Here is a 25,651-nt window from a genome sequence, read left to right as displayed (position 1 = left end):
AAAAGGCCCCGAAAGGGGCCTTTTTTAGGGTGTTCTGCCAGCCAGATGGCGTCAGGCCTGCTCTTTCTTCTTGCGAATGCTCAGGCCAAGCTCACGGCCCCGCAGGCGGGCATAATAGATGGTGCCGACGAAGGCGAGGATGGTGAACACCAGCTCCACCACCGCCAGCCACCGCTCCCCTTCATCCGTGGTGATCAGGGTCAGGGCATGGAGGAAGTAGGGCATCAGCACGAAGTTGCCCCAGGCGTGGGTATAGGGGTTGCCCTGGAGTATGCCCTTCAAGGGGAACAGCAGGGGCACGGTCCAGATCACCGGCAGCAACCAGGGGTTGAGATCCGGGTGGGGAGAGAGCCAGACGTGCCAGATGATGACCCAGGCCAGCAGGCCGAGGAAACCGACCAGGGTCAGCAGACGGGCGGCAAAGGTGGTCACTTGAGGATCTCCAGCACCTGCTCGGGGGGACGGCCGATGCGGGCCTGCCCCTTGCGGATGACGATGGGGCGTTCGATGAGCCTGGGATGCTGGTGCATGGCGCGAATGAGTGCATCGCCGCTCGCCTCCCCCAGCCCCAGTTCCTTGTAGAGATCTTCCTTGGTACGCATCAGCTGGCGGGGATCGGCAAAGCCCAGCTGGGTCAGCAGGGTGCGGATGGTCTCCTCGCTCGGGGCCTGCTCCAGATAGAGCACCACCTCGGGCTGGATGCCGTGCTGCTCGAGCAGGGCCAGGGTCTCACGGCTCTTGGAGCAGCGTGGATTGTGGTAAATTTGGGTCTCGCTCATGATAACTCCCTGATTTATCGCATGAGAGGGAAAGAAACGGCGCTATTGTATGGCAAAGCCGGGAGGCCGTCTCCCATTGATGAAATGAAACCGGACCGTTATCAACTTGTGCCGGGACTGCCCCATCAGGGGTGCGATCCGCCACAGAGTCAACCGCACACGAGGAGGAGAGGATGCCAAGAACCATCTGGACGCTGGCCCTGGTCTGTCTGCTGGGGGCCTGCCGCCCGCCAGCCGAACTGAGCAATCCCCGGGGCGAGGCGGTCAGCCTGAGCCAGTTTGCCGGCAAGCCGCTCCTGGTGAACTACTTCGCCCAGTGGTGCGCTCCCTGCCTGCGGGAGATGCCCCTGCTCAACGCCCTGCACGCCGAGGGGCGGGTGCAGGTGCTGGCCCTGAGCTTCGATGCCATGACCTCGGCCGAGCTCGACGAGCTCGCCCGCCGTCACGACATCCGGGTACCCATCATGCAGCGCAACGACGGCGGCGCCCCTCTCCCCTTCCCGCGCCCGGGCCAGCTGCCCACCAGCTACCTGCTCGATGGCGAGGGCAAGCTGGTGCAGACCCTGGTGGGTGAGCTCGATGACGCGCGCCTCGCGGCCCTGACGCTCCCGCAGCCATGAGATGCCGCCCGCGCAACAAAAAGGGCGCAGTGGTCACCCACTGCGCCCTCTGCGGCGGCTGGCCCTTCACATCTTGAGGCTCTCCAGGGCCTTCTTCTCCCGTTCCAGCTCGGTGATCCTCGCCTCGATGCGCGCCAGACTCAGCTTGTTGCTGGTGGTGCCACGGGCCACGATCAGCTCGTCGATGGCGGCCTGGTAGTCCCCCCGCAGGGAGAGGGTCTCGGCCCGCGCCATGTGCAGTTCCTCCATCCTGCCCGCCTTGCGATAGGCATCCGCCAGCAGGCCCCAGGTCAGGCTGTTCTCCTCATGCTCCCGGGCGTAGGGGTCCAGGATGGCGATGGCCTTGGCGGCATTGCCGCTCTCCAGGTAGGCGTTGCCCAGGTTGATGACCACCACCTCGTTGTCCGGCATCCGGCGCCGGAACTGCTCGAGGCGGGCGATGGCCTGACTGCCGCGCCCCTTGGCGAGATCGATGTCGGTCTGACCATCCAGGATGAAGAGATCTTCGGGATGACGGCTGGCAAGCTCCTTCATGATGAGGTCGGCCTCATCGATGCGCTTGAGCTGGAGCAGCACCAGGGCCTTGCCATAGAGGGCGGCATCTTTTAGCGGGTAATCCCCCTTGGCGATGCGCTGCTCGAAGAAGGTGAGCAGGGCCGCCTGGCGCTCAGTACCGAAGCGGGCCTGGATCCGCACCTTGGCGAACCAGAAGTCCAGGCTGGGAGCCAGGTTGCGCTTGCCATAGCTGGCGGCCCTGGCGCGGGCCTCGGCGATGCGGGTCTCCGGCAGGGGATGGGTCAGCAACATCTCGGGGGGCTTGCTGGCATAGCGGTACTCCGCCGCCAGCTTCTGGAAGAAGGTCGCCATGCCGCTGGGGTCGAAACCGGCGTCATACAGCGTCTTCATGCCGATGCGATCCGCCTCGTACTCGTTGTCCCGGGTGTAGTTGATCGCCGACTGCATGGAGAGGCCGAGGGTGGTCTGCAGGGCGGCGATGCCGGCGGTGGGATTGATCACCGCCAGGGCGATGGAGCCCGCCAGCCCGGCCAGGGTCATGGCGGTGCTGCTCGCCTTGGACTCGAGATAGCGGGCGATGTGACGCTGGGTCACGTGGGTGATTTCGTGGGCCAGCACGGAGGCGAGTTCGCTCTCGCTGTCGGCGTAGAGGAACAGGCCAGTGTGTATCTTGACCCGACCGCCGAGGAAGGCCGCGGCGTTGATGCTGGGGTCGTTGATCAGGAAAAAGGTGAACGGGAATCGCACCCCGTCTGCGTTGGTGAGCAGGCGCTGACCCAGATCGTCTATGTACTGGTTAAGCACGGGGTCGTCGATAACGGGCAGACCGGCGCGGGCGAAGCGCATGAAGGCATTGCCGTAGCGCACCTCCTGCTCGATGGGCAGGGCCGCGACGCCGGCGGTGCCGATGTCGGGCAGCTGGTTGTTGCCCTGGGCGGTGAAGCTGGCGCTCATCAGGGAGAACAACAGGGGAATGCTTGCCGTCAGGGGGGAAAAACGTGCCACGTTATCGCTATCTCCAAATAGGGTCTTCGGCAGGATACCTTCGCCCCCCGCGCCCCACAAGCGTTGTTTCAGGGCGCCATCGCGGCCATAATAGCGGCGTCTCGCCCGCTGGAGCCGTTATGGAGCACCTGGATCTGACCCCCTATCGCTGTCCCGAGCCACTCATCATGGTCAAACTCTGGTTGCGTCAGGCCACGCCGGGCCAGGCCCTGGCCATCAGCCTGGCCGACCCCGGCTCGCGACGGGACATTCCGGCCTATCTCACGCGCCAGGGCCATGCCGTGGTGCTGTGCCAGCAGACCCCTGCGCGCCTGCAGCTGCAGCTGACGGTCGGGGAGCCACCCTGTTGTTGAGGAGTACCCATGTTTGAAGTCCTGAAGCGCTGGTATCAGACCCGATTCTCCGATCCCAACGCCGTCACCCTCTTCCTGCTGCTGCTGTTCTGTTTCGCGACCCTCTGGCTGTTTGGCGACATACTGGCGCCCCTGCTGGTGGCCGTGGTGATGGCCTACCTGCTGGAGTGGCCGGTGAGCCGGTTGCAGCGACTGGGCCTGGGCCGCACCCCGGCCACCGCCCTGGTGTTGCTGCTGTTTCTGATGCTCGCCGTGCTGGCCCTGCTCGGCCTGGTGCCGACCCTGTTCAGTCAGGGGATCAACCTGGCCAAGGAGTCCCCCGCCATGCTGGCCCATGCCCAGGACGCGGTGCGCACCCTGCCACAGAAGTACCCCGAGCTCATCGACATCAGCCTGGTGGAGACGCTGATCGACAACATACGCCAACGCATCCTGAGCGGTGGCGAGAAGCTGGTGAGCGCCTCCCTGAGCTCCCTCATCAACTTGGTCGCCCTGCTCATCTACCTGATCCTGGTGCCGCTGATGGTCTTCTTCATGCTCAAGGACAAGGGGGTGCTGCTGGGGGGGATCCGCCGCTTCCTGCCCCGCAATCGCACCCTGGTCAACCGGGTCTGGGTGGAGATGAACGATCAGATCATCAACTATGTCCGAGGCAAGGTGATCGAGATCCTCATCGTCGGCATCGCCACCTATATCCCCTTTGCCCTGATGGGGCTGCGTTACTCCGCCCTGCTGGCGGTGGCGGTCGGCCTCTCTGTGCTCATCCCCTACATAGGCGCGGCCGTGGTGACGGTACCGGTCGCCATGGTGGCCCTGTTCCAGTGGGGCCTCACCCCGGAGTTTGCCTGGCTGATGGTCGCCTACCTGGTGATCCAGGCCCTCGACGGCAACCTGCTGGTGCCCCTACTCTTCTCGGAGGCGGTCAACCTGCACCCCGTGGTGATCATCATCGCCGTGCTGGTGTTTGGCGGCCTGTGGGGTTTTTGGGGCGTCTTCTTCGCCATCCCCCTGGCCACCCTGGTCAAGGCGGTGATCAATGCCTGGCCCAAGCGGGATGAAGAGACCCAGCCTGCGGGCTGAGTCCAGGGCCTGGGCCTCTTCCCTGACGATGGCGCCCGGGCTTGAAGGGATCGCAAAAACAGGCTTCACTGGCAGCATCCACCCGGGCCCGGTCTGACCGAGCCCCCTTGTCCATGGATCACAAGGAATTTCTCCATGCCCTCTGTCCGCACGCGGCGCCCCACCGCCCTTGTCAGCCTGTTGGCCCTGCTGCTGGCCACCCCCGCCCTGGCCGATATCGACCTGGGGGCCCTCAGCGTCTTCGCCAGCGACAGTCCGGCCAGCCCCATTCCCAAGGGACTGGTGCTGGGCGGCGCCTTCATCGGCGGTCAGGCGCGCTATCAGCACCAGGATGACACCTTGCTGCCCATCCCGGGGGCCCTCTATTTTGGTGACAACCTCATGTATCTGGGAGACAGGGCCCGCTATTACCTCTCCCGGGACGGCAATCTGTCGACCTATGGCTTTGGCCGCGTGCGCTTTGGCAACCTGGATCCGGATGATGACCCCTTCTTCGATGGCATCCACAAACGCAAAGGCCAGCTGGAGGCAGGATTCGGCGCCGATCTCGTCACCCCCTATGCCCTGCTGACCTTGCGAGCCACCAGCGATGTCACGGGCAACAGCAAGGGCCAGGAGGTGATGGCCTGGGCCAACTTCCCCATAGTGCGCGGCAGATTGCTGCTCATGCCCGGGGCCGGCCTGATGCTGCGCAGCCACAACCTGGCCAACTACTATTTCGGCGGTGTCTCCGACGACGAGGTGGCGCCGGGGCGGGAGCAGTGGAACACGGGCACTACCCTCTCCCCCATGGCCTCCATCATCGGCAGTTACCGTTTCAGCCCCCACTGGATTGGCGGCTTTGGCATCAACTACGAACGCTATGATGACGACGTGGCCGACAGCCCCCTGGTGCAACATGGCGGCGAGCTCTATGCCGGGGTCGGGCTGGGCTATATCTGGTAAACCCGGGCAAGCGGGCCCCCAGGCGACGACAACAGGCCCCCATGATGGGGGCCTGTTGTCGTGTCGGGCCAGATCAACGCCCGCTCACAGCACGGCGAGGAAGGCCTCGAGCGCCGTGGTGACCGCCTCCGGCCGCTCCAGGCTCGCCAGATGACCGGCCCCGGGGATCTCCCTGAGAGGGCAGCCCAGCTCCTCGGCCATCAGATACCCCTCCAGCACCGGGTGCATCCCGTCCTCGCACCCCATGATGATCAGGCTCGGCTGGGAGAGATACTGCAACCATTCGATGCGATCCTCTCGCCCCACCCAGTGCCGCCCCAGCCGCACCAGGGAGTCGATGCGCTCGGGTGGCCACTGGTCGAGCCGCGTCATCATGGCCTGCTGCAACAGGGGGGCCGGCTGATGGGCCAGATAGCGGCCGGTCCATTCGGCTGCGATGACGCTGGGCACCCGCCGCGCCGCTTCCATCTCATCGAACCAGCCCTGGTAGCGTGTCCCGCTCACCTGGGGCTCCCAACCGACGAAGCAGTTGAGCAGCACCAGGCCCCGCAGCCGCGCCGGCGCCAGCTTCGCCAGCTCGACGCCCCAACAGCCCCCCAGGCCCTGGCCCACCAGCACGAACTCCTCTATGCCCAGCCTGTCCATCAGCGCCAGCATCTGGCCGGCCAGATCGGTCAGGTTGCCATTGGCGGCGGGCAGGGGGCCAGATTGGCCGTGCCCCCACAGCTCGGGCACGATGCAGCGATAGCGCCCCTTGAGCGCCTCCAGCTGGGGACGCCACACCTCGGCATCCATCAGATAACCATGGCCAAACAGAATGGCCGGCCCCCGTCCCTCATCCAGATAGGCGAGCGGGCTGGCGTCAATCTCCACAAACTGTCTCATGATGTCCTCGAACAAGCGGATCTGGCGGGGCCACCCTCATGGTGCCGCGCCTGTGATGTGGAGCCAAGTTTACCATATGGCCCTGGCACAGGGTGGCCGAGTGGGGCAAGCTGGCAAGAGATCAACAAGGAGAGACACATGGGCAAGGAAAACGGACACAAGCTGGGCAAGAAGGCCTACGAGGCGGCGCTGCAGCCCCTGCAGGCCGAACTGGTCAAGTTGCAGGAATGGGTCAAGCAAGAGGGGCTCAAGGTGGTGGTGCTGTTCGAAGGGCGGGATGCTGCCGGCAAGGGGGGCGTCATCAAGGCGATCACCGAGCCCCTCAATCCGCGGGTGGTGAGGGTCACCGCCCTGCCGGCCCCCTCGGACAGGGAGCGCACCCAGTGGTACTTCCAGCGCTACGCCGCCCACCTGCCCGCCGCCGGCGAGATGGTGCTGTTCGATCGCTCCTGGTACAACCGGGCCGGGGTCGAGCGGGTGATGGGATTTTGCAGCGATGACGAGTATCGCGAGTTTCTGCGGGCCTGCCCCGAGTTCGAGCGCATGCTGACCCGCGCCGGCATCACCCTGCTCAAGTACTGGTTCTCGGTATCGGATGAAGAGCAGGAGAAGCGTTTCCTCGACCGGATCAACACCCCCATCAAACGCTGGAAATTCAGTCCCATGGATCTGGAGTCCCGCTCGCGCTGGGCCGAATACTCCCGGGCCAAGGACGACATGTTCATCTACACGGATACCACGGACAGCCCCTGGTTCGTGGTCGAGGCCGACGACAAGCGCAGCGCCCGCATCAACTGCATCAGCCATCTGCTCGGCCAGATCCCCTATCAGGCCATAGAGTACGCCCCCGTCACCCTGCCCCCCATCGACAACCAGGGCTACGAGCGCCCCGCCCTCGCCATGCAGACCCTGGTACCGGATGTGGCCAAGCGTCTGCGCAGCAAAAAGGCCAGCCAGGACCATGAGCCCCAGAGCAAACAAGCCAAGCAAGCGCCAGGCAAGCCCAGCGGGGAGCGCAAGACGAAACCCGCCAGAGGCAAGGGCGGCGCGGGCAAGAACACCCCCTAGCCGGGCTCATCACGGACGCAGGGCCAAGGTGGCCCTGCCATGGGCCCAGCCCCTCATCTCGCCGCCAATAAAAAGCCGGCCCAGAGGGCCGGCAAAAAGGCATTGAATGACAATCAGCAAGGGGCGGCACCATCAGCCGCGAATGTATTTGGCGGTACGGGGGAACGCCTGCTCCCTGGCATCGAACAGGTAGCAGGCCTCGGCCGGGATGCCGACACTGTAGGACTCCCCGCTGCTCACCGCTATGTCCGCATTGGCCTTGACGGTGAAGTCCTGCCCCTCGACCTCCATGTAGACGAAGGATTCGGCCCCCAGGTGTTCTGCCACCTGGACCAGACCCGTCACCTTGCTGTCGGCATGGGGGTGATCCAGGGTCACCAGGTGCTCGGGGCGCACCCCCAGTTCCACCTTGTCACCGACCGCACCGCGCCGGGCGTCGACCCGGGCGCGCACCCGATCCCCGGACGCCAGCTTGATCAGGCACTCCTGCTCGCCTATCTCGGCCAGCTCGCCAGAGAGGAAGTTCATCTTGGGGGAGCCGATGAAACCGGCCACGAACTTGTTGTCCGGGTTGTGGTAGAGATCGAGCGGGGCGCCAAACTGCTCCAGGTTGCTGGTGGCCTCCCCCTTGAGCGGGCTCAGTACCACTATCTTGTCCGCCAGGGTCATCGCCTCTATCTGGTCGTGGGTCACGTAGATGATGGTGGAGTTGAGCTCCTTGTGCAGCTTGGCGATCTCGATGCGCATCTTGACCCGCAGGGCGGCATCCAGGTTGGACAGGGGTTCATCGAACAGGAACACCTGGGGCTGCTGGACGATGGAACGGCCGATGGCCACCCGCTGGCGCTGGCCGCCGGAGAGGGCCTTGGGCTTGCGCTCGAGCAGGGGCTCGAGGCCGAGGATCTCGGCGGCGCGCATCACCCGCTTGTGGATGTCGTCTTTCCCCATCTTCTTGAGCTTGAGGCCAAAGGCCATGTTCTCGTAGATGTTCATGTGGGGATAGAGGGCGTAGGACTGGAACACCATGCCGACGTTGCGCTCCACCGGGGGCACGTCGTTCATGTAACGCCCGCCTATGGTCAGCTCGCCGCTGGTGATGTCCTCCAGACCCGCGATCATCCGCAGCAGCGTGGATTTGCCGCAGCCGGACGGGCCGACGAAGACGATGAACTCCCCTTCCTTGATGGAGAGGTTGATGTTGCGCAGCGTGTCCTTGTGAACCGCCGGATCGTAATTCTTGCGAACGTTGTTGAGTACTACTTCAGCCATGACGAGCTCCGCTCTTGAATCTTTGCAAATCGTGACGGCGGGGGGAGTCGCCTCCCCCGGCCATAAACCTTGATCTTTGACGCCGCCCGCACAGCTGCACCTTGGTGCTGGCTGCCGGGCAGGCGCACTTACCCTTTCACCCCGCCGGCGGTAAGACCGCCCACCAGCCAGCGCTGAGCCAGCAGGAACACCAGGGTGATGGGCAGGCCGGACAGCACGGCGGCCGCGGCGAAGTCGCCCCACAGGTAGTTCTGGGGATAGAGGTACTGCTGGGCCCCGACCGCCAGGGTCAGATTGTCCACATCCTGCAGCAGGATGGAGGCCATGGGCACCTCTGTGATGGCCCCGATGAAGGAGAGGATGAAGACCACCGCCAGGATGGGCACCGACAGGGGCAGCAGGATCAGCCTGAACGCCTGCCACGGGGTGGCACCATCGATGGCCGCCGCCTCTTCCAGGGAGGAGTCGATGGTCTCGAAGTAGCCCTTGATGGTCCACACGTGCAACGCTATGCCCCCCATGTAGGCCAGGATCAGGCCGCCGTGGGTGTTGAGGCCAAGCCAGGGAATGTACTCCCCTATCTTGTTGAACAGGGCATAGATGGCCACCAGGGCCAGCACGGCCGGGAACATCTGGAAGATCAGCATCCCCTTGAGGATGGTCTGCTTGCCACGAAAGCGCAGGCGGGCGAAGGCATAGGCGCAGGTGGTGGAGAGCACCACTATCATCAGCGCCGTGACTCCGGCCACCTTGATGGAGTTCCACAGCCAGGTCAGCACGGGGAAGGGCGGCGGCGTGACGCTGCCATCGGCATTGGTGATGGTCATGCCGAGCGCCAGCTTCCAGTGATCCAGGGTCGGATTGGAGGGGATGATCTCCCCCACCGAGAAGTTGCCGTTACGAAACGAGATGGCGATGACCATGATCAGCGGGAAGATGATCAACGCCAGGAAGCACCACATCACCAGGTGGGTGGCCCACACCCGGTATTTGACAGACTTGGGTTGTACGATAGCCATTGGCCGCCCCTTACAGTTGATCAGCTTTGGAAAGCTTGAGGTTGAGCAGTGCCAGGGCCCCGACGATCAGGAAGATGGCGGTGGCGATGGCGCTGGCCAGACCGTAGTCCTGGCCACCGGAACCCTGGAACGCGATCCGGTAGGTGTAGCTCACCAGCAGATCCGTGGTCCCGGCCGGGGTACTGGCCCCTATGATGTCCGGCGCCCCATTGGTCAACAACTGGATAAGCACGAAGTTGTTGAAGTTGAAGGCAAACGAGGCAATGAGCAGCGGCGTGAGCGGCTTCATCAACAGCGGCACCGTGATCTTGAAGAAGTTCTGGACAGGGCCGGCGCCGTCCATGGCGGACGCCTCGTAGAGATCGTCCGGGATGGCCTTGAGCAGCCCCATGCACAGGATCATCATGTAGGGGTAGCCGAGCCAGGTGTTGACGATGAGGATCATCACCTTGGCCAGGAAGGGGTTGGTATACCAGTCCGGCTTGATGCCGAACGCCGCTTCCAGGAACAGGTTGATCTCGCCGAAGTTCTGGTTGAACAGGCCCTTGAACACCAGGATGGAGATAAAGGCCGGGATGGCGTAGGGCAGGATCAGCATGACCCGGTAGAAGCCACGCCCCCTGAGCTGCTCCCACTGCACCAGGCAGGCGACGACCATGCCGATGGCCAGGGTGAACAGCACGGAGCAGGTCGAGAAGATGACGGTCCAGACGAAGATCTGGAAGAAGGGGCCCTGGATGCCCGGATCGGTGAGGATGCGGGTGAAGTTCTTCCAACCGACGGCGACCACGAAGCCCGGGGCCACGCTCTTGCCGACAAACTGGCCCTGCTCGTCGATGTACTGGTAAAAACCTGTCTCTGGGTTGGGCATCATCAGCTCGTTGCGCTGGTTGTCCCGCAGCAGGTTGCTCTCCTTGAGCATGACCCCGGATTTCAGCACCACACCGTCCGTCAGCTGGGTATAGAGGGGCTTTTGCGCCGCGAACTTGCGCAGGCTGCTCATGGTGAGCTGTATGCCCCCTTCGGGCAGCACCAGATCCAGCTCGGAGAGGTGGGTCCTGTGGGCGACGATCTCGCGGATCGGCGCAGGCGAGAAGGCCGGCTCTCCCTCGAGGGGCACCAGGGTGACCTGCTGCTCGGTGTCAATCAGGCTGGCCTGACGCTCTGCCTGGCTGCGGCTCTTGTTGTCCATCAGCGTCAGGGAGGGGCTGACGAAGCGGCGACCATCCTGGGTGAGCAGCAGCTGATACTGGTTGTTCTCCCCTTTGAGCAGGGTGAAGTCAAACTCGCCGCCGGCGACCTTGTAACTCTTCTTGAGATGATAATTGCGCGCCTGCTCGACCGAGAGCAGGTTCGCGCCTGAATAGTTGGTAAACGCTATGCCTATGGTGTAGGCGAGCGGGAAGATGATGAAAACCACCATGCCTGCCACACCGGGAAAGATGTAGCGATGGGCATAGGTCTTCTTGTTCATGAAGACGTAGAGGCCAACGGAGACCACCAGCAGATCGAGCAGGGCAAACACCCATTCGCCGCTGGCATACATCATCACGGCCGCATAGCCGTTGAGCACGGCAATCAGCGCCGCCATGGTCCACTTAAGCCAGGTGTGCTTGTCATTGGGACCGGCATAGGATTCGAGAGAAGGTACTACTTCCATGCCATTTAACCTTATTACGCCAAGGGGAGGAAAAGTGGGAGGCCCGAAGGCCTCCCGGGTAGTGCTTGCTTACTGAACGATACGCTTGGCAGCGGTATCCAGGGCTTCATCGACACCCTGACGGCCTGAGGTGACGTTCTTGAGGGCTGTTTCAAAGGAAGACCAGAAGCGGCTCATCTCGGGCACGGACGGCATCGGCTCGCCATTTTGCGCGTTCATCATGGTCGCCTTGATGTTGGCATCGGATTCCAGGGTCTTCTGGAAGGATTTGAGTGCCACGGCGCCCAGGGGCTTGTCCGCATTCACCGCAGCCAGTCCCTTGTCGGTCAGCAGGTAGTTTTCCAGGAACTCGACGGCCAGATCCTTGTTCGGGCTGGCGGCGTTGATGGTGGCGCCCAGCACGCCGACGAAGGCCTTGGCCGGCTTGCCGTTCAGGGTCGGCAGCGGCGCGACGCCGTACTTGATGCCGCTCTTGTCCAGGTTGCTCCAGGCCCAGGGACCGTTGATCATCATGGCCACTTCGCCCTTGTTGAACTTGGCATCCATGACGCCGTAGTCGATGCCCTTCTCCAGGTGACCGGATTTGATCATGTCGGCAATGTAACCCACGCCCGCCTTGGCACCTGCGTTGTTGACGCCGGTGTCTTTCACGTCATAACCGGTGGCGGTCTTCTTGAAGGCGTAGCCACCGTTGGCAGCCACCAGGGGGTAGCTGAAATAGGGGGTGTCATAGGCCCACATGATGGCGCGCTTGCCATCTTTTTTCAGGGCTTCGTCGATCTTGGCGATCTCTTCGAAGGTCTTGGGCGGCTCGGGCAGCAGGTCCTTGTTGTAGATCAGGCTCACGGCTTCAACGGCAACCGGGTAACCGTAGGTCTTGCCATCGACGGACATGGCATCCCAGGCGAACTGCTCGAACTTGGCCTTCTCGTCGGCATTCGGGGTGACGGGCACCAGCAGACCGGACTTGACCCACTCACCGTAACGGTCGTGGGCCCACAGGAAGATGTCCGGGCCGTTGCCGGTGGCGGCGGCTTGCTGGAACTTCACTTCCACCTGATCCGGGTGCGCCACGGTTACCTTGATGCCGGTCTCGGCTTCGAACTGCTTGCCCACTTCGGCCAGGCCATTGTAACCCTTGTCGCCGTTGATCCAGATGGTCAGTTGACCCTCGTCGATAGCCGCAGTGGCAGAGCAAGCCACACCCAGGGTAGCCAAACCGATCAGAGAAGAGAGTAATGTCTTTTTCATGAGCCTTTCCTTGTTGTTGTACCGCGCTGCAAGAGCATTGTGTGCAGGATGAATATTATCCCAAAGCCCAATTGCCTCACATGACGCAACTCGCATTTTTGAAATGCAATTACGTACTTCTTTCCAGAAAGTTCTGAAAACATTTTCTTGTTTCAGGTAGTTACCGCATTTTACCGCCACCCCCCTCTTACCAATAAGGGAAATAAGTTACCTAACTGAAACATAATTACATAATTGAAAGGGTTTTCATTGGACTGAAAACCCTTTCAGAGTGGCTTCATGGTTTAATTTGCTAACTAAAGCACCTGCCCGGTTTCTTGCCCTGCCCGCGGGCAAAATAAAAAGGCACCCGGGCCAGGCCGGGTGCCTTTTTGGCAAAAATCAGGGACGGATCACATTACGAGGAGCGGGTGAGCTGATCCTTGAGGTTGGGCGGCACCCCTCTGATGGTCAGGGTGTCGGTCTGGGGGTCGTAGAAGATCCGGCTGTTCAGCAGTTTCTGCTCGAAGCTCAGGGTCAGGCCGCCACCTGAGCCGACAAACTTGGTCAGCCCCCGCAGGGTGGAGCGGTCCGCCGGGAAGCGGTCCTCCAGCTCGTACTCCTTGCCGATGAAGCTGTAGAAATCGAGATCATTGTCCCCCGGCAATTCGGCGGACAATTCGCGAATTTCTATCTCCTCGCCGGCGCTGGCCTGCTCGGTGCAATATTTGAAGACCTGCTTCTTGTAATCATTGCGCTCGGCCGGCTCCAGCTGCTGGCTGTCGCAATAATCCTCCACCGCCTGCAGCAAGCCTTTATTTTGCAGCTTGGCATCCATGCCTTCCCGGGCTCCCAATACATCGAGGAAAAAATCCCCGAGCTTGCGCCCGACCCGTCCCTTGCTGAAGGTGATATAGCGGCGAGAATCGGGCTGGGTTTGCCATTCGGTCAAATCGATGCGGGCCACCAGATTAAGCTTGCCGATGTCGAGATATTGAATATGGCTGAGCTCGAGCGCCTCGCTCACGGTCACGCTCTCCTTGCCCTCCAGCAGGGCCATCATCAGATAATCGACCCCGACATAGTTGTATTTGGCAAACAGCAATACCCCCTGCTCGTCCAGGGCATGCTCCACCAGATGCTGCACCAGCAGCTGGGTCATGCTGACCGAGAAGGGGACAAACTCCATCTGCTCGCCGAGCAGTTGCTCGAGGGCGATGCGAAAGGCGGGAGACGGCTGCTTGGGTGCCTCTTCACCGTCCGCCAGCTCGGCGACGGCCGCCTCTGGATCGGCAAAGAAACCGAACCCCTTGCCCCCCTTGCCGTTGTAGATGCGATGCAGCTCTGCCATCAGCCCCTGCACCGCCTCGTCAGGGACCAGCGTCTGGCTGCGGGTATCGGCGTGGGGTTGACCGTCACTGCCAGGGCGCAGGGAGTGAAGAATGATCTTGTCGATATCGAGACTCATGTCACAAAGCCATAGTGTTAGCCGAAAGGGTGAAGTATTATAAGGCGCTTTGAACCGAGATGAACCCAAGATTATGCCCATCGTATCAAAGTACAATAACGAGCAATTTGACGCCCTGATGAACGACCTGATCACCGCCCTGGAAAAGCACAAGGCGCCGGTGGATCTCAGTCTCATGGTGCTCGGCAATCTGACCACCAACATCATCAATGGCATGGCCCCGGCCCAGCGTCAGGCGATCACCGAAAAGTTCATCCAGGCTCTCACCGCCTCGGTGGATCATCGCCACGATGCCCATTGAGTTTCTTCGCATTCTTTGATGTTTTTCAAGTAGATGGATCACTATGGTCGAAACCGGCAACCCCTATCGTGATAATGTTTCTCGCCTGATCACCTGGGGGCATTGGTTCTCCTTCTTCAACATCATCCTGGCCATGCTGATCGCCACCCGTTATCTGGGCGCCATCGGCTGGCCATCGACCACCCTCGGGGTCGTCTACCTCATCATCAGCTGGATTGGCCACTTCTCCTTCCTGAGCTTCGTCACCTATCTGCTGACCATCTTCCCCTTGAGCTTCGTGCTGCCCAGGGAGAAGCTGCTGCGCTTCGTCTCCGCCGTGGTGGCCACCCTGGCGTTGGTGTTGCTGCTCATCGACACCCAGGTGTTCCGGCTGTTCAAGTTCCACTTGAACGGCCAGGTATGGCAACTGCTGCTGGAACAGGCCCAGACCGAAGAGGGCTCTATCTGGAGCATCATCTTCGTCGCCGTGCCCACCATCTTCCTGCTGCAACTGCTGCTGTCGGCCTATGTGTGGCGCAAGATCAACAAGCGCAAGCGCCGCCAGTACGGCAACCATGTCGGGCTGGCCCTGCTCGCCTGCTTCATCCTGACCCATGTGGTCAACAGCTGGGCCGACGCCACCCTGTATCAGCCCATCACCATGCAGAAGGCGAACTTCCCACTCTCCTACCCCATGACGGCCAAGAGCTTCCTGGTCAAGCATGGCTGGCTGGATCTGGATCAGTACGAGAAGAAGGCCGAATCCCAGGACGGCGATGGCGACAGCCGCCTGCGCTACCCGCTGCGCCCCCTGAGCGTCAGCGCCCCCACGGCCCATCAGAACCTGCTGATCGTGGTGGTGGACTCACTGCGCTATGACATGCTCAACAACATCAACATGCCCAATCTGCAACGCTATGCGGATCAGCACCTCAATTTCCGCCATCACCTGAGCGGCGGCAACGACGATGTCATGGGCATGTTCAGCCTCTTCTATGGCCTGCCCGGCCACTACTACAACGACATTCGTCTGGACAAGACGCCGCCGGTCCTGCTGGACGAGATGCTGCGCCAGGATTACGAATTCGGCCTGTTTGGCGCCCTTGATGATGCCGAGAAGTACCGCCAGAGCATACTCGCCGGGCTGCGCAAGCAGGTGTTCGTGTCACGGCAGCAAGATGACGGCAAGCTGGTGGCGGACTGGCAGCAGTGGCTGGCACAGCGTCCGAGCGACAGGCCCTGGTTCTCCCTGGTCTATCTGTCGGGTCCGGGGGACTATCAGGTGCCTGCCGGCGTCAAGGGCCCCTTCCAGCCCGAGCTGACCCGGTTCAACCCGGCCACCGCCTATCGCCCGGAGAACCGCCAGAAGCTGGAGAACCGCTACAAGAATGCCGTCTTCTATGCCGACCAGCAGCTCGAACAGATGCTGAGCCAGCTGCAGCAGCAGGGCCTCGCCGATGAGACCATAGTGGTCGTCACCGCCAACCATGGTCAGGAATTCAACGACACTGAGCGCAACAGCTGGGGTTCGGGCACCAACTACTCCCGCTACCAGGTGCAGGTGCCCCTGGTGCTGGCCTGGCCGGGCAAGGCCGCCGCCAGCATAGCGCAGGGGACCAGCCACATGGATCTGGTACCGACCCTGATGCCCAATATGCTGGGGGTGCGCAATCCTGAGCGGGACTACACCAGCGGCCGCACCCTGTTCGAGCCGGGCCAGCGCAACTGGCTGCTGGCCGGCGATCAGAATGATTTTGCCATCTATCAGGGCAAGACCATCACCGAGTTCAACCGTCAGGGAGACTTCGAGCTGCGCGACTGGGACAGCTATCGCCACATCCAGCACGCCACCCCGGACATGGGAGCCATGATCCAGGTGATGAACGAGCTCAACCGCTTCTATCGCGCTCCCTAGCCCGATCGACGAGTCCCATCAGCCCGCCCTCTCGGCGGGCTTTTTATTGCCACGGGATCCCGCTGGCGCCCCCCTTCTGTCTCCCTGACAGTGTCATCCGAAAACGTATTCCTCTCGGCTAGTGATTTCTCTCTCAAAAAAAGCCAATACGATCAAGATCATAAAACTGAAGTGATAATGATTATCAATCATTGATACGATAGGGTTCATCTGCAATAATCCGCGCCCTTCAGGCTAAAACAATAATCATTATCATTTATGAAATTACCCGTTCATTACTGGCCCATGCTGCTGTCCGGGACAGCCCTGGCCGCCAGCGAGCCGGCCCAGACCGGTTCGCCCGCCCCTGTCCCCCTGGTCCATGAGACCATCATGGTCAAGGGACAACGCGTCGAGCAGAAGCTCTCCGATGTCTCCGGCTCCATCACCGTCATCACGGAGGAAGATCTGGAGCGCCAGGTCGCCACCGAGCTCACCGACGTGTTCAAGAACGAGCCCGGGGTCTCGGTGACCGGCTCCGCCGGTCGGCCGCAGAACATCATCATCCGCGGCATGGGCGGCAACCGGGTGCTCATCATCAAGGATGGGGTGCGGGTCAGCGACGGCTTCGGCGCCGACGACCTCAACGACAAGGTGGGCCGTTTCAGCTTCGATCTCGATGACGTCAAGCAGATAGAAGTGGCCAAGGGAGCGGGATCGTCACTCCATGGCTCCGACGCCATCGGCGGCACCATCGTCATCTCCACCAAGCAACCGGAAGACTACCTGCAGGGGCAGGATGCCTATCTCGGCGGCAAGGTGCTGCAGGACGGCAGCAGCGACAAGCAGAAGCTGAGCGCCACCGGCGCCGCCCGGGTACTGGATAGCGAGCACCTGCTGCGGGTCTCCGGCTGGCAGGGGCACGAGACCGCCAACTATGACGAGAGCCGCATCCCGGCGGACCTGGACGGTTTCAGCGCCTCCACCAGCTCCCGCTTCCCCTTAAGCGATCACCACCTGCTGCGCCTGGAGCTCGACTACTTCGAGGACAATGCGAAGCGGGATCAGGGACCGCGCGAAGTGCCCCAGCCCGACGGCAAGTGGCAGGTACGCCAATACCACGAGCAGGGCACTCAACGCACCCAGGGGGGCAAGCTTGGCTGGGAGGCGAGCGGTCTCGACAGCCTGCTGGCGGATCAGTTCACCTGGAGCCTCTATGGCAACCACTCCAAGAACACTGCCACCAAGCGCAGCCTGCTGCAAAACGATCTGCTGAGCGGCTATCCCCGCTACCGCAGCGAGCGGGAGATCGCCACCTTCACCGAAAAGCGCATCGGCAGCGAGCTGGACGTGCGCCGGGATCTCGTCACCGGCGCCATCGCCCACAAGCTGAGCTATGGCGTCGAGCTGGAGAGCACCCGCCACGAGCGGCCGGTGGAGAAGCTGAGCCTGGAGGCGGGAGTACCCCAGCCCAGCCAGTCCGAGCCCTTCAGCAGTGCCCGCACCGACCGGGCCGGGGTCTGGCTCGGCGACGTGGCGACCCTGGGCCGCTGGCAATTCACCCCTACCCTGCGCATGGATCACCAGTGGCTGCGCCCGCAAGAGGGCAACCAGGGCGAGAACCACAGCTGGCATCTCTCCCCCAGCCTGGCCACCAGCTACCGCATCAACGAGCAGTGGCGCAGCTGGCTCAGCTATGCCAACGGCTTTCGGGCCCCTTCCTACGACAAGGTGTACGGCAACATCCCCCACTACTTCGCCCTGCCGCCATTCCAGATCATCGCCAATACCGAGCTGCAGGAGGAGACCAGCCACAGCTTCGAATGGGGGATCAGTGGCGAGGGGGAGAGCTGGAGCATCAAGCCGGCCCTCTTCTACAACCGCTACTACAACTTCATCGACTGGCGCGAGGTGGGGCTGCGCCTGAGTGACGGTGTCATCCTGCGCCAGTACCGCAATGTGGCCAAGGCCGAAACCTGGGGCGCGGAACTCGCCGCCAGCTACTGGCTGACCCAGGAGTGGGAGCTGGCCACCAAGCTCGGCTGGGTCGACGGGGAAGACAGCCAGGGCGAGGCACTGCGTACCCTGACCCCGCTGGAGGGCAACACCCGCCTGAGCTACCAGACCCATGACTGGAGCCTGGGGGTGCAGGCGGACTACGCCGCCGCCATGAACCGGGTGCCCAGCTGCGGCAACAGCCTGACCAAGCGCCAGGATGCCTGCCTCACCAGCGCGGGCTGGTTCAGCCTGGGCCTGACGGCGGACTGGCTGATCACCGATGCCCTCAAGGTCAATGTCAAGCTCGATAACCTGTTCGACACCCGCTACACCCGCTATCAGGACGTGGCCGGGCTGGAAGCCGGTACCGACGCCTCCCTCTTCACCCAGAGCGGCCGCACCTTGAGTGCCAGCCTGCGCTACACCTTCGTGGGGATCTGATGCACAGCCTGCTGATACTGGCCAGCCTGCTGGCCACCCCGCTTCCTGAGGCAACCCAGGAGGCAGCGCCCTTGATCCCCGAGCGTCCACAACTGATGAAGGGGGAGATAGCCCGCCTCGATCCCTATGGCGGCTGGCGTGACGACAGTCGCCGCGCCCCCGATCTGCTGGCGCTGCTGGGCGAGCAGAACCGCTGGACCGACCAGCAACTCGCCGCCCAAAAGCCCCTCGAAACAACGCTGCAAGGGGAGTGGCAGGCCAGAGAGCGGGGCGAGCCCGTGCCGGAAGAGTGGCTGAGCGCGGCCGGCAGCCAGTGGCGCATGGCGGCGGACGGCAGCCTGTGGCAGCGCAGCGACGCCAATGCCACCCCCCGCCAGCGACTGGCCCCCCGTCAACCCGCCGAGGGGTACTACGAGCTTGCCGCCTGGTCCCTGCACCCGGATGGCCGCCTGCTTGCCCTGGCCGAAGACAACCGAGGGGATCGGGACTACCGCATCACCCTGCTGGATCTGGCGAGCGGCGAGACGCTCGCCACCCTGGCGCACCGGGCCAGCGATCTGCTCTGGAGCCTGGATGGCAAGACCCTTTACACCATTGCCAACGAACGCCGCACCCTGCGCCCCTGGCAGCTGTGGGCCTGGCAGGCCGGCAAGGAGGCGCTGGTGCACCAGGAGGCCGATCCCGCCTGGCTGCTCAGCCTCTACCGCACCACGGACAACCGCCACCTGGTGCTGCAGAGCAACAACCACGACAGCTCGGAGCAATACCTGCTGGATAAGGGCGGCCCGACCCTGCTCAGGGCCCGTGAACATGGGCTCGAATACTACCTGGATACCCAGGGGGACAGGGTGCTTGTCAAGAGCAACCGGGACGGGGCCATGGGACTTTATCAGGCGCCCAGCCTGGCGAGCCTGGCCACCGCCCCCTGGCAGCCCCTCTGGTCCGGCGAGGGCCGGGAGATCGAGAAGTGGCGCCTGTTTGCCCGCTATACAGTGCTGCAATACCGCAAGGCAGGGGACGACTGGCTCGACGTGCTGGATGCAGACGGCAGGCTGACCCACAGCCTGGCGCTCACCGAAGGGGCCGGCACGGCCTGGATCCAGGGGGCCCATGATCCCGCCAGCCAGCAGATCCTGATCCGCCGCCAGGGCATGGCCGAGGCGCCGCACCAGCGCTGGCTGGATCTCGCCTCCGGTCAATGGCAAGCCGCTGACAAACCGGTCGCGAACCCCCTCTATCAGAGCGAACGGCGCTGGGTGGTGGGCAAGGACGGCGTCAAGGTGCCTGTCTCCCTGGTGTGGCGCAAGGACATCCACTCCCCCAAGGCGCTGCTGCTCTACGGCTATGGCGCTTATGGCACCCCCATGCGCCCCTACTATCAGCCCCAGGTGTTGAGCCTGCTGGATCGCGGCTTCGTCTACGCCATCGCCCATGTGCGCGGCGGGGGCCTGCTGGGGGAGGCGTGGTACAAGGAGGGTCGCGGCCAGCAGAAACAACACAGCGTGGACGATTTCCTGGTGGTGGCAGACAGCCTGGCCCGGGATCCCGCCATCGACCCCGCCCGGCTGTTCGCCATGGGGGGCAGCGCCGGCGGCCTGCTGGTGGCGGCGGCCCTCAATCAGGCGCCGACCCGCTTCGCCGGGGCCGTGTTGCAGGTGCCCTTCGTCGACCTGCTCGGCACCATGCAGGATCCCGAGCTGCCGCTCACCCGCCAGGAGTACGGGGAGTGGGGCAATCCGGCCATCCCGGCCGACCATGCGGCCATGGCCCGCCTGAGCCCCTACGACAATCTGCACCCGGCCCCCTACCCGCCCCTCTATGTGACGGCCGGGCTGCACGACAGCCAGGTGCCCTACTGGGAGCCCCTCAAGTGGCTGGCCCGCCTGCGGGCCCACAGCACGGGGGCCGGTCCCTATCTGCTGCACACCGAACTCGACGGCGGCCATCTCGCCAGTGCGGGCACCGCGCAGCAGAAGGCTGCCCGTGAATATGCCTTCCTGCTCTCCCTGGCTGGGGTCCGTCACTGATGTCCGCTTTCACCTTTTCTGTTTTGGAGTCACCCATGAAACCCTCCTCCCTGGCCCTCTGGCTGGCGGCAACCCTGCTCTCCCAGCCCCTGCTGGCGGCCGAGCTGCAGTTTGTCGATGAGTCACCCCTCTCCACCACGCCCCAGGCCTGGCTGGAGCAGCGCCTCGGCGTGACGCTGGCCCCCGACTACGACAGGGCCAGCCTGCTCGGCCATCACTACAGCTTTCGCATGCTGGTCAACGGCCTGCCGGTGGCCACCACCCAGGCCGCCGTCAGCATAGACAGCGCCGGCCGCCCCTGGCGCCTCTATCACAACCTGCGCCCCTTGCAGAGCGCCGCGCCCGGCTGCGATGCCAGCACCAGCCTGGATCCCCTGCTCGGCCAGCTGCGCGCCGACGGCAGCCAGATAGACCCGCTGGGGCCGGTCGAAGCCTGGTACTGGCGTGACGGCGACACCCTGGTCCCCGCCCTGCGCCAGCGGGTGAGCGAGCACAAAGACGGCAATGCCAAGGCCAGCCGGGTCCAGCTGTTTGCCAGTTGCGAGGGGGATCGCGAGCTCGGCCGCTGGGGCGATCAGGCGAGCACCCAGGCCGTGCGCACCCCGGATGCGGGGGATCAGAACGTCATGGCACGGGTATTCGATCCCGATCCCCGCACCCAGCTGCAAGACGCCAGCCTGGTCTGGCGCGAGGCCCTGGTGCTGGCGGATGCCGCCTATCAGGACCAGGTGGAACTGCCGGTTACCCTGTTGGGCTCGGACTATGTGCTGAGCGGCCCCCACGCCAGGGTGGTGGATGCCATGGCACCCAGCACGGCTCCCTACCAGGCGGACAACCCGCAGGCCTTTCGCCTGACTCGGGACGACCCGGGCTTTGCCGACATCAACGCCTACTACCACCTGGATCTCGCCCAGCGCCACCTCAAGGCCCTCGGCTTCACCGACCTCATCCCCGGCGCCCTCGACGTCGACACGGACGCAGGCTATCAGGACAACTCCCTCTATGATCCGTTCGAGCGCAGGCTGGAGCTGGGCCGCAGCGGCGTCCCCGATGCCGAGGATCCCATGGTGATCTGGCACGAGTTCGGCCACGGGGTGCAGCACCACATCCTGCCGGATCTCGGGGAAGAGGGGGACTGGGGTGCCATCGGTGAGGGGTTCGGCGACTTCCTGGCCGCCAGCCATCGTCAGCGCAGCGAGGCGGGGCGCCAGTTCGAGCCCGCCATGGTGTTCAACTGGGATGCCCGCTTCACCGACCGCGCCCCGCGCCAGCTGGACGATGCTCGGGCCCGCTACCACCCGGACTACAACTACCCGGCCCACCGCACCATCAACGGCAGCAACGGGGATCAGCTGTGGGGCACCCCGCTGTTCCAGGCCCTGCTGGCCTCGGTGGCCGAGCACGGCGAAGGGGCGCGGGACGAGTTCGATCGCCTCGTCATCGAGTCTCACTTCGGCCTGGGGCCCGCCATCCGCATGCCGCAGCTGGCCCGCATTACCGTGGACACGGCGGCGCGCCTCTACCCGGCGCGATCCTATGCTCGCCATCTGGAGCAGGCGTTTCGCCAGCACGGCCTGTTGCAGGCCCCCGTCAATGTCGCCCTCACCGAGGACGGCGCCCTCGAGTGGGGGCAGCGCCAATCGGTGCAGCTGCACCTGAGCAACGCCGGCAGCACCCCTGTTACCCTCAACGCCCTGACCCTGTCCCTGCCCGCCGGCCTGCAGGCCGATCCCCATGCCTGGCAGCCGGCGACCCTGGCGGTAGGTGCCAGTCTCACCGCCACCCTGCGGTTGCTGGCCACCAGCCCGCTCGCCTGTGGCGACGAGGCGAGCCTCTCGGTGAACCTGGCCATGAGCGGCACCAGCCCGACCGAGCGCCAGTGGCAGCAGTCCCTCACCCTGCCCATCGGCTCCCCCGTCATCAGCCGGGCCAGCGGCCAGCCCATGACCCTCAAGGATGCCCAGAGCGAGGAGGTGCGCGGCATCAGCGAAACCAGCCTGGTGCTGGAGAAGAGCGATGACCGGGTGAGCGATCGCCTGCAACTGAACCTGGACTTGCAGCATCAGGCCCTGGATGAGCTGGAGATCTGGCTCAACTCCCCCTCAGGCACCCGCATCCAGATCTGGGACAAGGGCTACAGCCCGTTGCCACGGCTCAAAGGGGTCTTCCCCACCGAGCTGCTGCCCCTGCAAGCTTTTAGCGCCCTGACAGGAGAGCCGCTGGCCGGCCGCTGGACCCTGGAGGTGGTAGACAGCAAACCGGGCAACCAGGGGCGCATCAACGGCTGGAGCATCAGCCAGCGCACCGGCGCCCAGTGTGGCAAGCCAGCCCCCCTGCCCGATGACGGCATCATCCACTTCGACACCGCGGACAGCAGCGGTGGCGGTGCCTTCAACCTGCTCTGGCTGCTGCCCCTGGCGCTCTGGCGCCGCCTCTGCCGTCGCGGCTGATCCATCCCTGTAAAAGCAAAGAGGGGCCAAGGCCCCTCCAAGGACAAGAAATGAAGATGAGAATGACACCGCTGGCCTGTCTGCTGGTCCCCCTGCTCAGCGCCTGTGGCGGTGGCGAGTCCGACGATGCGCCCCTGACTCCCCCCGACTACCGCCTCACGGCCAGGCTGCCGGCGGCGGGCACCCTGTGCGCCAACCTGAACCAGAACGACAGCTGCGAGCCAGGCGAGCCCGTGGTCAGTGGCGAGGCGGGTGCCCATCGGCTGAGCGCCAGCGCCCCCGGCCTGCTCACCAGCCCCTTGCTGTTCATCCCCCGGGATCCGGGCGCCCTGACCCTGACCCATCCGGCGGCGCGCCTCGATGATCAGACCCTCACCCCCACCCCCTTGAGCACGCTGTTGCAGACCCGGGTCGCGGACGGGCTGCCGCCAGCCCAGGCCCTGGCCGAGCTGCTGCGTGGCCTGGCACCCCTGCAACCGGGTCAGGGGCTCGCGGCGCTGGCACAACTGGAAGGGTTCAATGGCGCCCTCGGCGAGCTGGCCGTGGCGGCGCGCGATGACGTCGCCACCTTGCCCGGTCTTGCCGCCGGCGAGCGCCTGCACCAGATCTGGCAGGGGCTGGTCACCCTGCTGCCCGAGCTCGCCCGCCACTTTGCCGCCAGTCCCGAACTGCTGAGCCAGCAGAGCCGACTCGCCAGCGTGCTGGTGCAGCAGCAACCCAGGGCCCTGGTGACCGCCGGCGGCGTCACCACCTACACGGACGGGGTGGATTACCTGCTGACCCAGGAGCCTGCGGATCACCCGGGCCAGGAGGCGAGCCTGGGCCAGGCGCCCCTGCGCTATCGCAAGCTGGACGGCCAGGGGCAGCCCCTGGCGGACAATGCCGACCAGTGGGAGTGCGTGGAGGATCTCAACACCGGCCTCATCTGGGAGAAGAAGCTCGATGATCCGCACAGTCCGCGAGACAAACACCGCACCTTCGCCTGGGCCCTCGGCAATTATGTGCCCACCCAGGAGGAGCTGGACTACGCCTGCCCCGAGGGGGAGGCCATCTGCACCACAGAGCAGTATCGCCAATGGCTCGATGCGCAGCAGCTGTGCGGCATCCAGGGCTGGCGTCTGCCCCACTCCCGCGAGTTGATGAGCCTGCAGCATTACGGTTCCCTCGCCCGCCAGGATGGTCAGCTCGTCAGCCTGGATGTGCGCTACTTCCCCGATGTCGGCACCACGACCAAGGATTTCAGCGGCTACTACTGGAGCCAGACCCTGACTCCGTCCCGGCGCCTCGAGAGCGCCCCCCTGAGCGCCATCGCCCATATCTTCCTCGGCGATGACGCCGGCACCGACTACGCCACCACAGTTCAAAACAGCGATGATGCCAACGGTCTGCAACTGCGCCTGGTGGCCGAGGTAACCCGATGAACAAGTATCTTCTGACTCTGCTGCTCACCCTGTGCAGCCCCCTGGCACTGGCCATCGCCATCTGCGACGACACCCTGCCGCGCACCAGCCCCAGCTCCCGCTTCCTGGATCGCGGCAACGGCACCGTCACCGACCGGGCCTCCGGCCTCACCTGGATGCGCTGCCAACTCGGCCAAAGCTGGCAGAATGGAAGCTGCAGCGGCGAGCCGACCCGGCTCTACTGGCAGCAGGCCCTGCTGACCGCAGAGCGGATCCGCACCGAGCCGAGCCATGCCCTCCACGGCTTCGGCGGCCACACCGATTGGCGCCTGCCCACCATCAAGGAGCTCACCAGCATACTGGAGTCCGCCTGCTACAAGCCGGCGCTCAACGAAACCCTCTTCCCCCGCGCCATGGCCGGGGATGGCAAGGAGGTGAACGACGGCTATGTCTACCTCTGGTCCTCGACCCCGGTGCCCGCCAGCAGGGGCGTCGCCTATCTGGACATCACCAGTGGCGCCGTCGGCATGCGCTCACCCGGTTCCTGGGCGAAGCAGGTGCTGCTGGTACGCTGAGAGCACGGCTGGCAGAGGGCTCTGCCAGCCGTTTTTCGCCCGGATAGGTACGAGCACTCGGCACATCGACAGAAAATAGCCAGATAACGTCATTGTGTGGCCGAACAGGCGGGATTTGCGTGGCAGAGCGCTGGTATGAAAGGCACAGAGCGGTTAGTCTAGCGACGATAGACCAATCCCATGAGGTACAGATGAAAACCGTATTGCGTTTTAGCCTGCTGGGCGCCTTCTTGCTGAGCGGTCATGCCTTCGCCGCCGAACCGAAAAAATTTGATATCAGCATGTTTCCGGCCGCCGAAGTGAACCAGGAACGTGTCGTGATCCGTCTGCCGGAAGTCGAGAACGAAGCCGACATGATGGTCGAGCTGCAAGTGGGCAAGAAGATGCTGGTGGACTGCAATGTCCCCCGCTTCGCCGGCAACCTGGAGCAGCACAGTGTCAAGGGCTGGGGTTACAACTACCTGACCCTGGGCAAGGTATCAGACCCCATCAGTACCCTGATGGCCTGCCCGGATGGCCAGAAGAAAGAGAGCTTCGTCCAGATCTATGGCCAGGGCTTCTTCGTGAACTACAACTCCAAGCTGCCCTTCGTCATCTATGTGCCCCAGGAGTACGAAGTACGCTACCGTCTGTGGCGTGCCGATGCCCAGGCCCAGCCGGCCATGATCGAGTGATCCAGTGCCCTGTGG

Annotated in this window: 21 protein-coding genes and 1 pseudogene; 13 read left to right on the top strand and 9 right to left on the bottom strand. The window is 63.9% G+C overall.

What is annotated here, in order from left to right:
* Positions 1-51: 51 nt before the first annotated feature.
* Positions 52-432 (bottom strand): DUF2069 domain-containing protein, encoded by a 381-nt coding sequence (locus ACEUCR_RS12205; RefSeq protein WP_041996473.1) that lies wholly within the window; start codon positions 430-432, stop codon positions 52-54.
* Positions 429-779 carry an arsenate reductase (glutaredoxin) gene (gene arsC / locus ACEUCR_RS12200; RefSeq protein ID WP_408790428.1) on the bottom strand — a complete coding sequence of 117 codons (351 nt, stop codon included), beginning with the start codon at positions 777-779 and terminating at the stop codon, positions 429-431. Before arsC ends, ACEUCR_RS12205 begins: the two co-directional genes overlap by 4 nt.
* A 173-nt stretch (positions 780-952) precedes the next feature.
* Here arsC and ACEUCR_RS12195 point away from each other — a divergent pair, with 173 nt between their 5' ends.
* Complete coding sequence (locus ACEUCR_RS12195; RefSeq protein WP_408790425.1) at positions 953-1,399, top strand: TlpA family protein disulfide reductase; 447 nt, start codon at positions 953-955, stop codon at positions 1,397-1,399.
* A gap of 66 nt (positions 1,400-1,465) precedes the next feature.
* Here ACEUCR_RS12195 and bepA read toward each other — a convergent pair whose 3' ends face one another.
* Positions 1,466-2,920, bottom strand: coding sequence for a beta-barrel assembly-enhancing protease (gene bepA / locus ACEUCR_RS12190; protein WP_041996467.1), 1,455 nt, complete (start codon positions 2,918-2,920; stop codon positions 1,466-1,468).
* A 119-nt stretch (positions 2,921-3,039) separates the two neighbouring features.
* Between bepA and ACEUCR_RS12185 the strand changes: the two genes are divergently transcribed.
* The 3 genes from ACEUCR_RS12185 (at position 3,040) to ACEUCR_RS12175 (ending at position 5,298) form a co-directional block, all read left to right on the top strand.
* Entirely contained in the window at positions 3,040-3,273 is a 234-nt protein-coding gene (locus ACEUCR_RS12185; protein WP_041996463.1) for a sulfurtransferase TusA family protein, read from the top strand.
* Between the two features lie 9 nt (positions 3,274-3,282).
* On the top strand, positions 3,283-4,353 hold the full coding sequence (locus ACEUCR_RS12180) for an AI-2E family transporter (protein ID WP_041996460.1): 1,071 nt from the start codon (positions 3,283-3,285) through the stop codon (positions 4,351-4,353).
* Positions 4,354-4,488: 135 nt separating this feature from the next.
* Positions 4,489-5,298, top strand: coding sequence for a MipA/OmpV family protein (locus ACEUCR_RS12175; RefSeq protein WP_408790423.1), 810 nt, complete (start codon positions 4,489-4,491; stop codon positions 5,296-5,298).
* A gap of 84 nt (positions 5,299-5,382) precedes the next feature.
* On the opposite strand, the gene ACEUCR_RS12170 is transcribed toward ACEUCR_RS12175, so the two are convergent.
* The gene (locus ACEUCR_RS12170) at positions 5,383-6,183 is read right to left on the bottom strand and encodes an alpha/beta fold hydrolase (RefSeq protein ID WP_041996615.1); all 801 of its coding nucleotides are present in this window, start codon (positions 6,181-6,183) and stop codon (positions 5,383-5,385) included.
* A 189-nt stretch (positions 6,184-6,372) separates the two neighbouring features.
* Between ACEUCR_RS12170 and ppk2 the strand changes: the two are divergent.
* Positions 6,373-7,125, top strand: a pseudogene (gene ppk2, locus ACEUCR_RS12165) (polyphosphate kinase 2); the annotation flags it as partial.
* 258 nt (positions 7,126-7,383) lie between these two features.
* Here the strand turns inward: ppk2 and ACEUCR_RS12160 are convergent.
* From ACEUCR_RS12160 to yejK, 5 genes are all read right to left on the bottom strand, one after another.
* Positions 7,384-8,520, bottom strand: a complete 1,137-nt coding sequence (locus tag ACEUCR_RS12160; RefSeq protein WP_041996453.1) for an ABC transporter ATP-binding protein — start codon at positions 8,518-8,520, stop codon at positions 7,384-7,386.
* A gap of 128 nt (positions 8,521-8,648) precedes the next feature.
* Positions 8,649-9,539, bottom strand: coding sequence for a maltose ABC transporter permease MalG (gene malG / locus ACEUCR_RS12155; protein WP_041996451.1), 891 nt, complete (start codon positions 9,537-9,539; stop codon positions 8,649-8,651).
* Positions 9,540-9,549: 10 nt separating this feature from the next.
* The gene (gene malF / locus ACEUCR_RS12150; RefSeq protein ID WP_111872977.1) at positions 9,550-11,199 is read right to left on the bottom strand and encodes a maltose ABC transporter permease MalF; all 1,650 of its coding nucleotides are present in this window, start codon (positions 11,197-11,199) and stop codon (positions 9,550-9,552) included.
* 69 nt (positions 11,200-11,268) lie between these two features.
* The gene (malE, locus tag ACEUCR_RS12145; RefSeq protein ID WP_041996447.1) at positions 11,269-12,450 is read right to left on the bottom strand and encodes a maltose/maltodextrin ABC transporter substrate-binding protein MalE; all 1,182 of its coding nucleotides are present in this window, start codon (positions 12,448-12,450) and stop codon (positions 11,269-11,271) included.
* 397 nt (positions 12,451-12,847) lie between these two features.
* A complete protein-coding gene (gene yejK, locus ACEUCR_RS12140) occupies positions 12,848-13,897 on the bottom strand; it encodes a nucleoid-associated protein YejK (RefSeq protein ID WP_408790421.1) in 1,050 nt (349 codons plus the stop codon).
* A gap of 73 nt (positions 13,898-13,970) precedes the next feature.
* Between yejK and ACEUCR_RS12135 the strand changes: the two genes are divergently transcribed.
* The 8 genes from ACEUCR_RS12135 to eco all read left to right on the top strand — a co-directional run bounded on the left by ACEUCR_RS12135 (position 13,971) and on the right by eco (position 25,636).
* Positions 13,971-14,198: a YejL family protein gene (locus tag ACEUCR_RS12135; RefSeq protein ID WP_005299589.1), complete on the top strand. Its 228-nt coding sequence runs from the start codon at positions 13,971-13,973 to the stop codon at positions 14,196-14,198.
* Between the two features lie 43 nt (positions 14,199-14,241).
* Positions 14,242-16,092, top strand: coding sequence for a DUF3413 domain-containing protein (locus ACEUCR_RS12130; protein WP_408790419.1), 1,851 nt, complete (start codon positions 14,242-14,244; stop codon positions 16,090-16,092).
* A gap of 258 nt (positions 16,093-16,350) precedes the next feature.
* Positions 16,351-18,510 carry a TonB-dependent hemoglobin/transferrin/lactoferrin family receptor gene (locus ACEUCR_RS12125; RefSeq protein ID WP_408790417.1) on the top strand — a complete coding sequence of 720 codons (2,160 nt, stop codon included), beginning with the start codon at positions 16,351-16,353 and terminating at the stop codon, positions 18,508-18,510.
* Entirely contained in the window at positions 18,510-20,537 is a 2,028-nt protein-coding gene (locus ACEUCR_RS12120; protein ID WP_408790414.1) for a prolyl oligopeptidase family serine peptidase, read from the top strand. The genes ACEUCR_RS12125 and ACEUCR_RS12120 overlap by 1 nt, the downstream gene beginning before the upstream one ends.
* Positions 20,538-20,572: 35 nt before the next feature.
* Positions 20,573-22,987, top strand: a complete 2,415-nt coding sequence (locus ACEUCR_RS12115) for a proprotein convertase P-domain-containing protein (RefSeq protein ID WP_408790411.1) — start codon at positions 20,573-20,575, stop codon at positions 22,985-22,987.
* A gap of 62 nt (positions 22,988-23,049) precedes the next feature.
* A complete protein-coding gene (locus ACEUCR_RS12110; protein ID WP_408790574.1) occupies positions 23,050-24,408 on the top strand; it encodes an Lcl C-terminal domain-containing protein in 1,359 nt (452 codons plus the stop codon).
* Complete coding sequence (locus tag ACEUCR_RS12105) at positions 24,405-24,962, top strand: Lcl C-terminal domain-containing protein (RefSeq protein WP_111872970.1); 558 nt, start codon at positions 24,405-24,407, stop codon at positions 24,960-24,962. Before ACEUCR_RS12110 ends, ACEUCR_RS12105 begins: the two co-directional genes overlap by 4 nt.
* A 191-nt stretch (positions 24,963-25,153) precedes the next feature.
* Positions 25,154-25,636, top strand: coding sequence for a serine protease inhibitor ecotin (gene eco, locus ACEUCR_RS12100; protein ID WP_041996416.1), 483 nt, complete (start codon positions 25,154-25,156; stop codon positions 25,634-25,636).
* The last annotated feature ends 15 nt before the right edge of the window (positions 25,637-25,651 follow it).

This window comes from Aeromonas bivalvium (assembly GCF_046078285.1).
Taxonomy (GTDB): domain Bacteria; phylum Pseudomonadota; class Gammaproteobacteria; order Enterobacterales; family Aeromonadaceae; genus Aeromonas; species Aeromonas bivalvium.
Note: the sequence above shows the minus strand (reverse complement) of the source record. Positions and strands in the feature narration are given on the sequence as shown.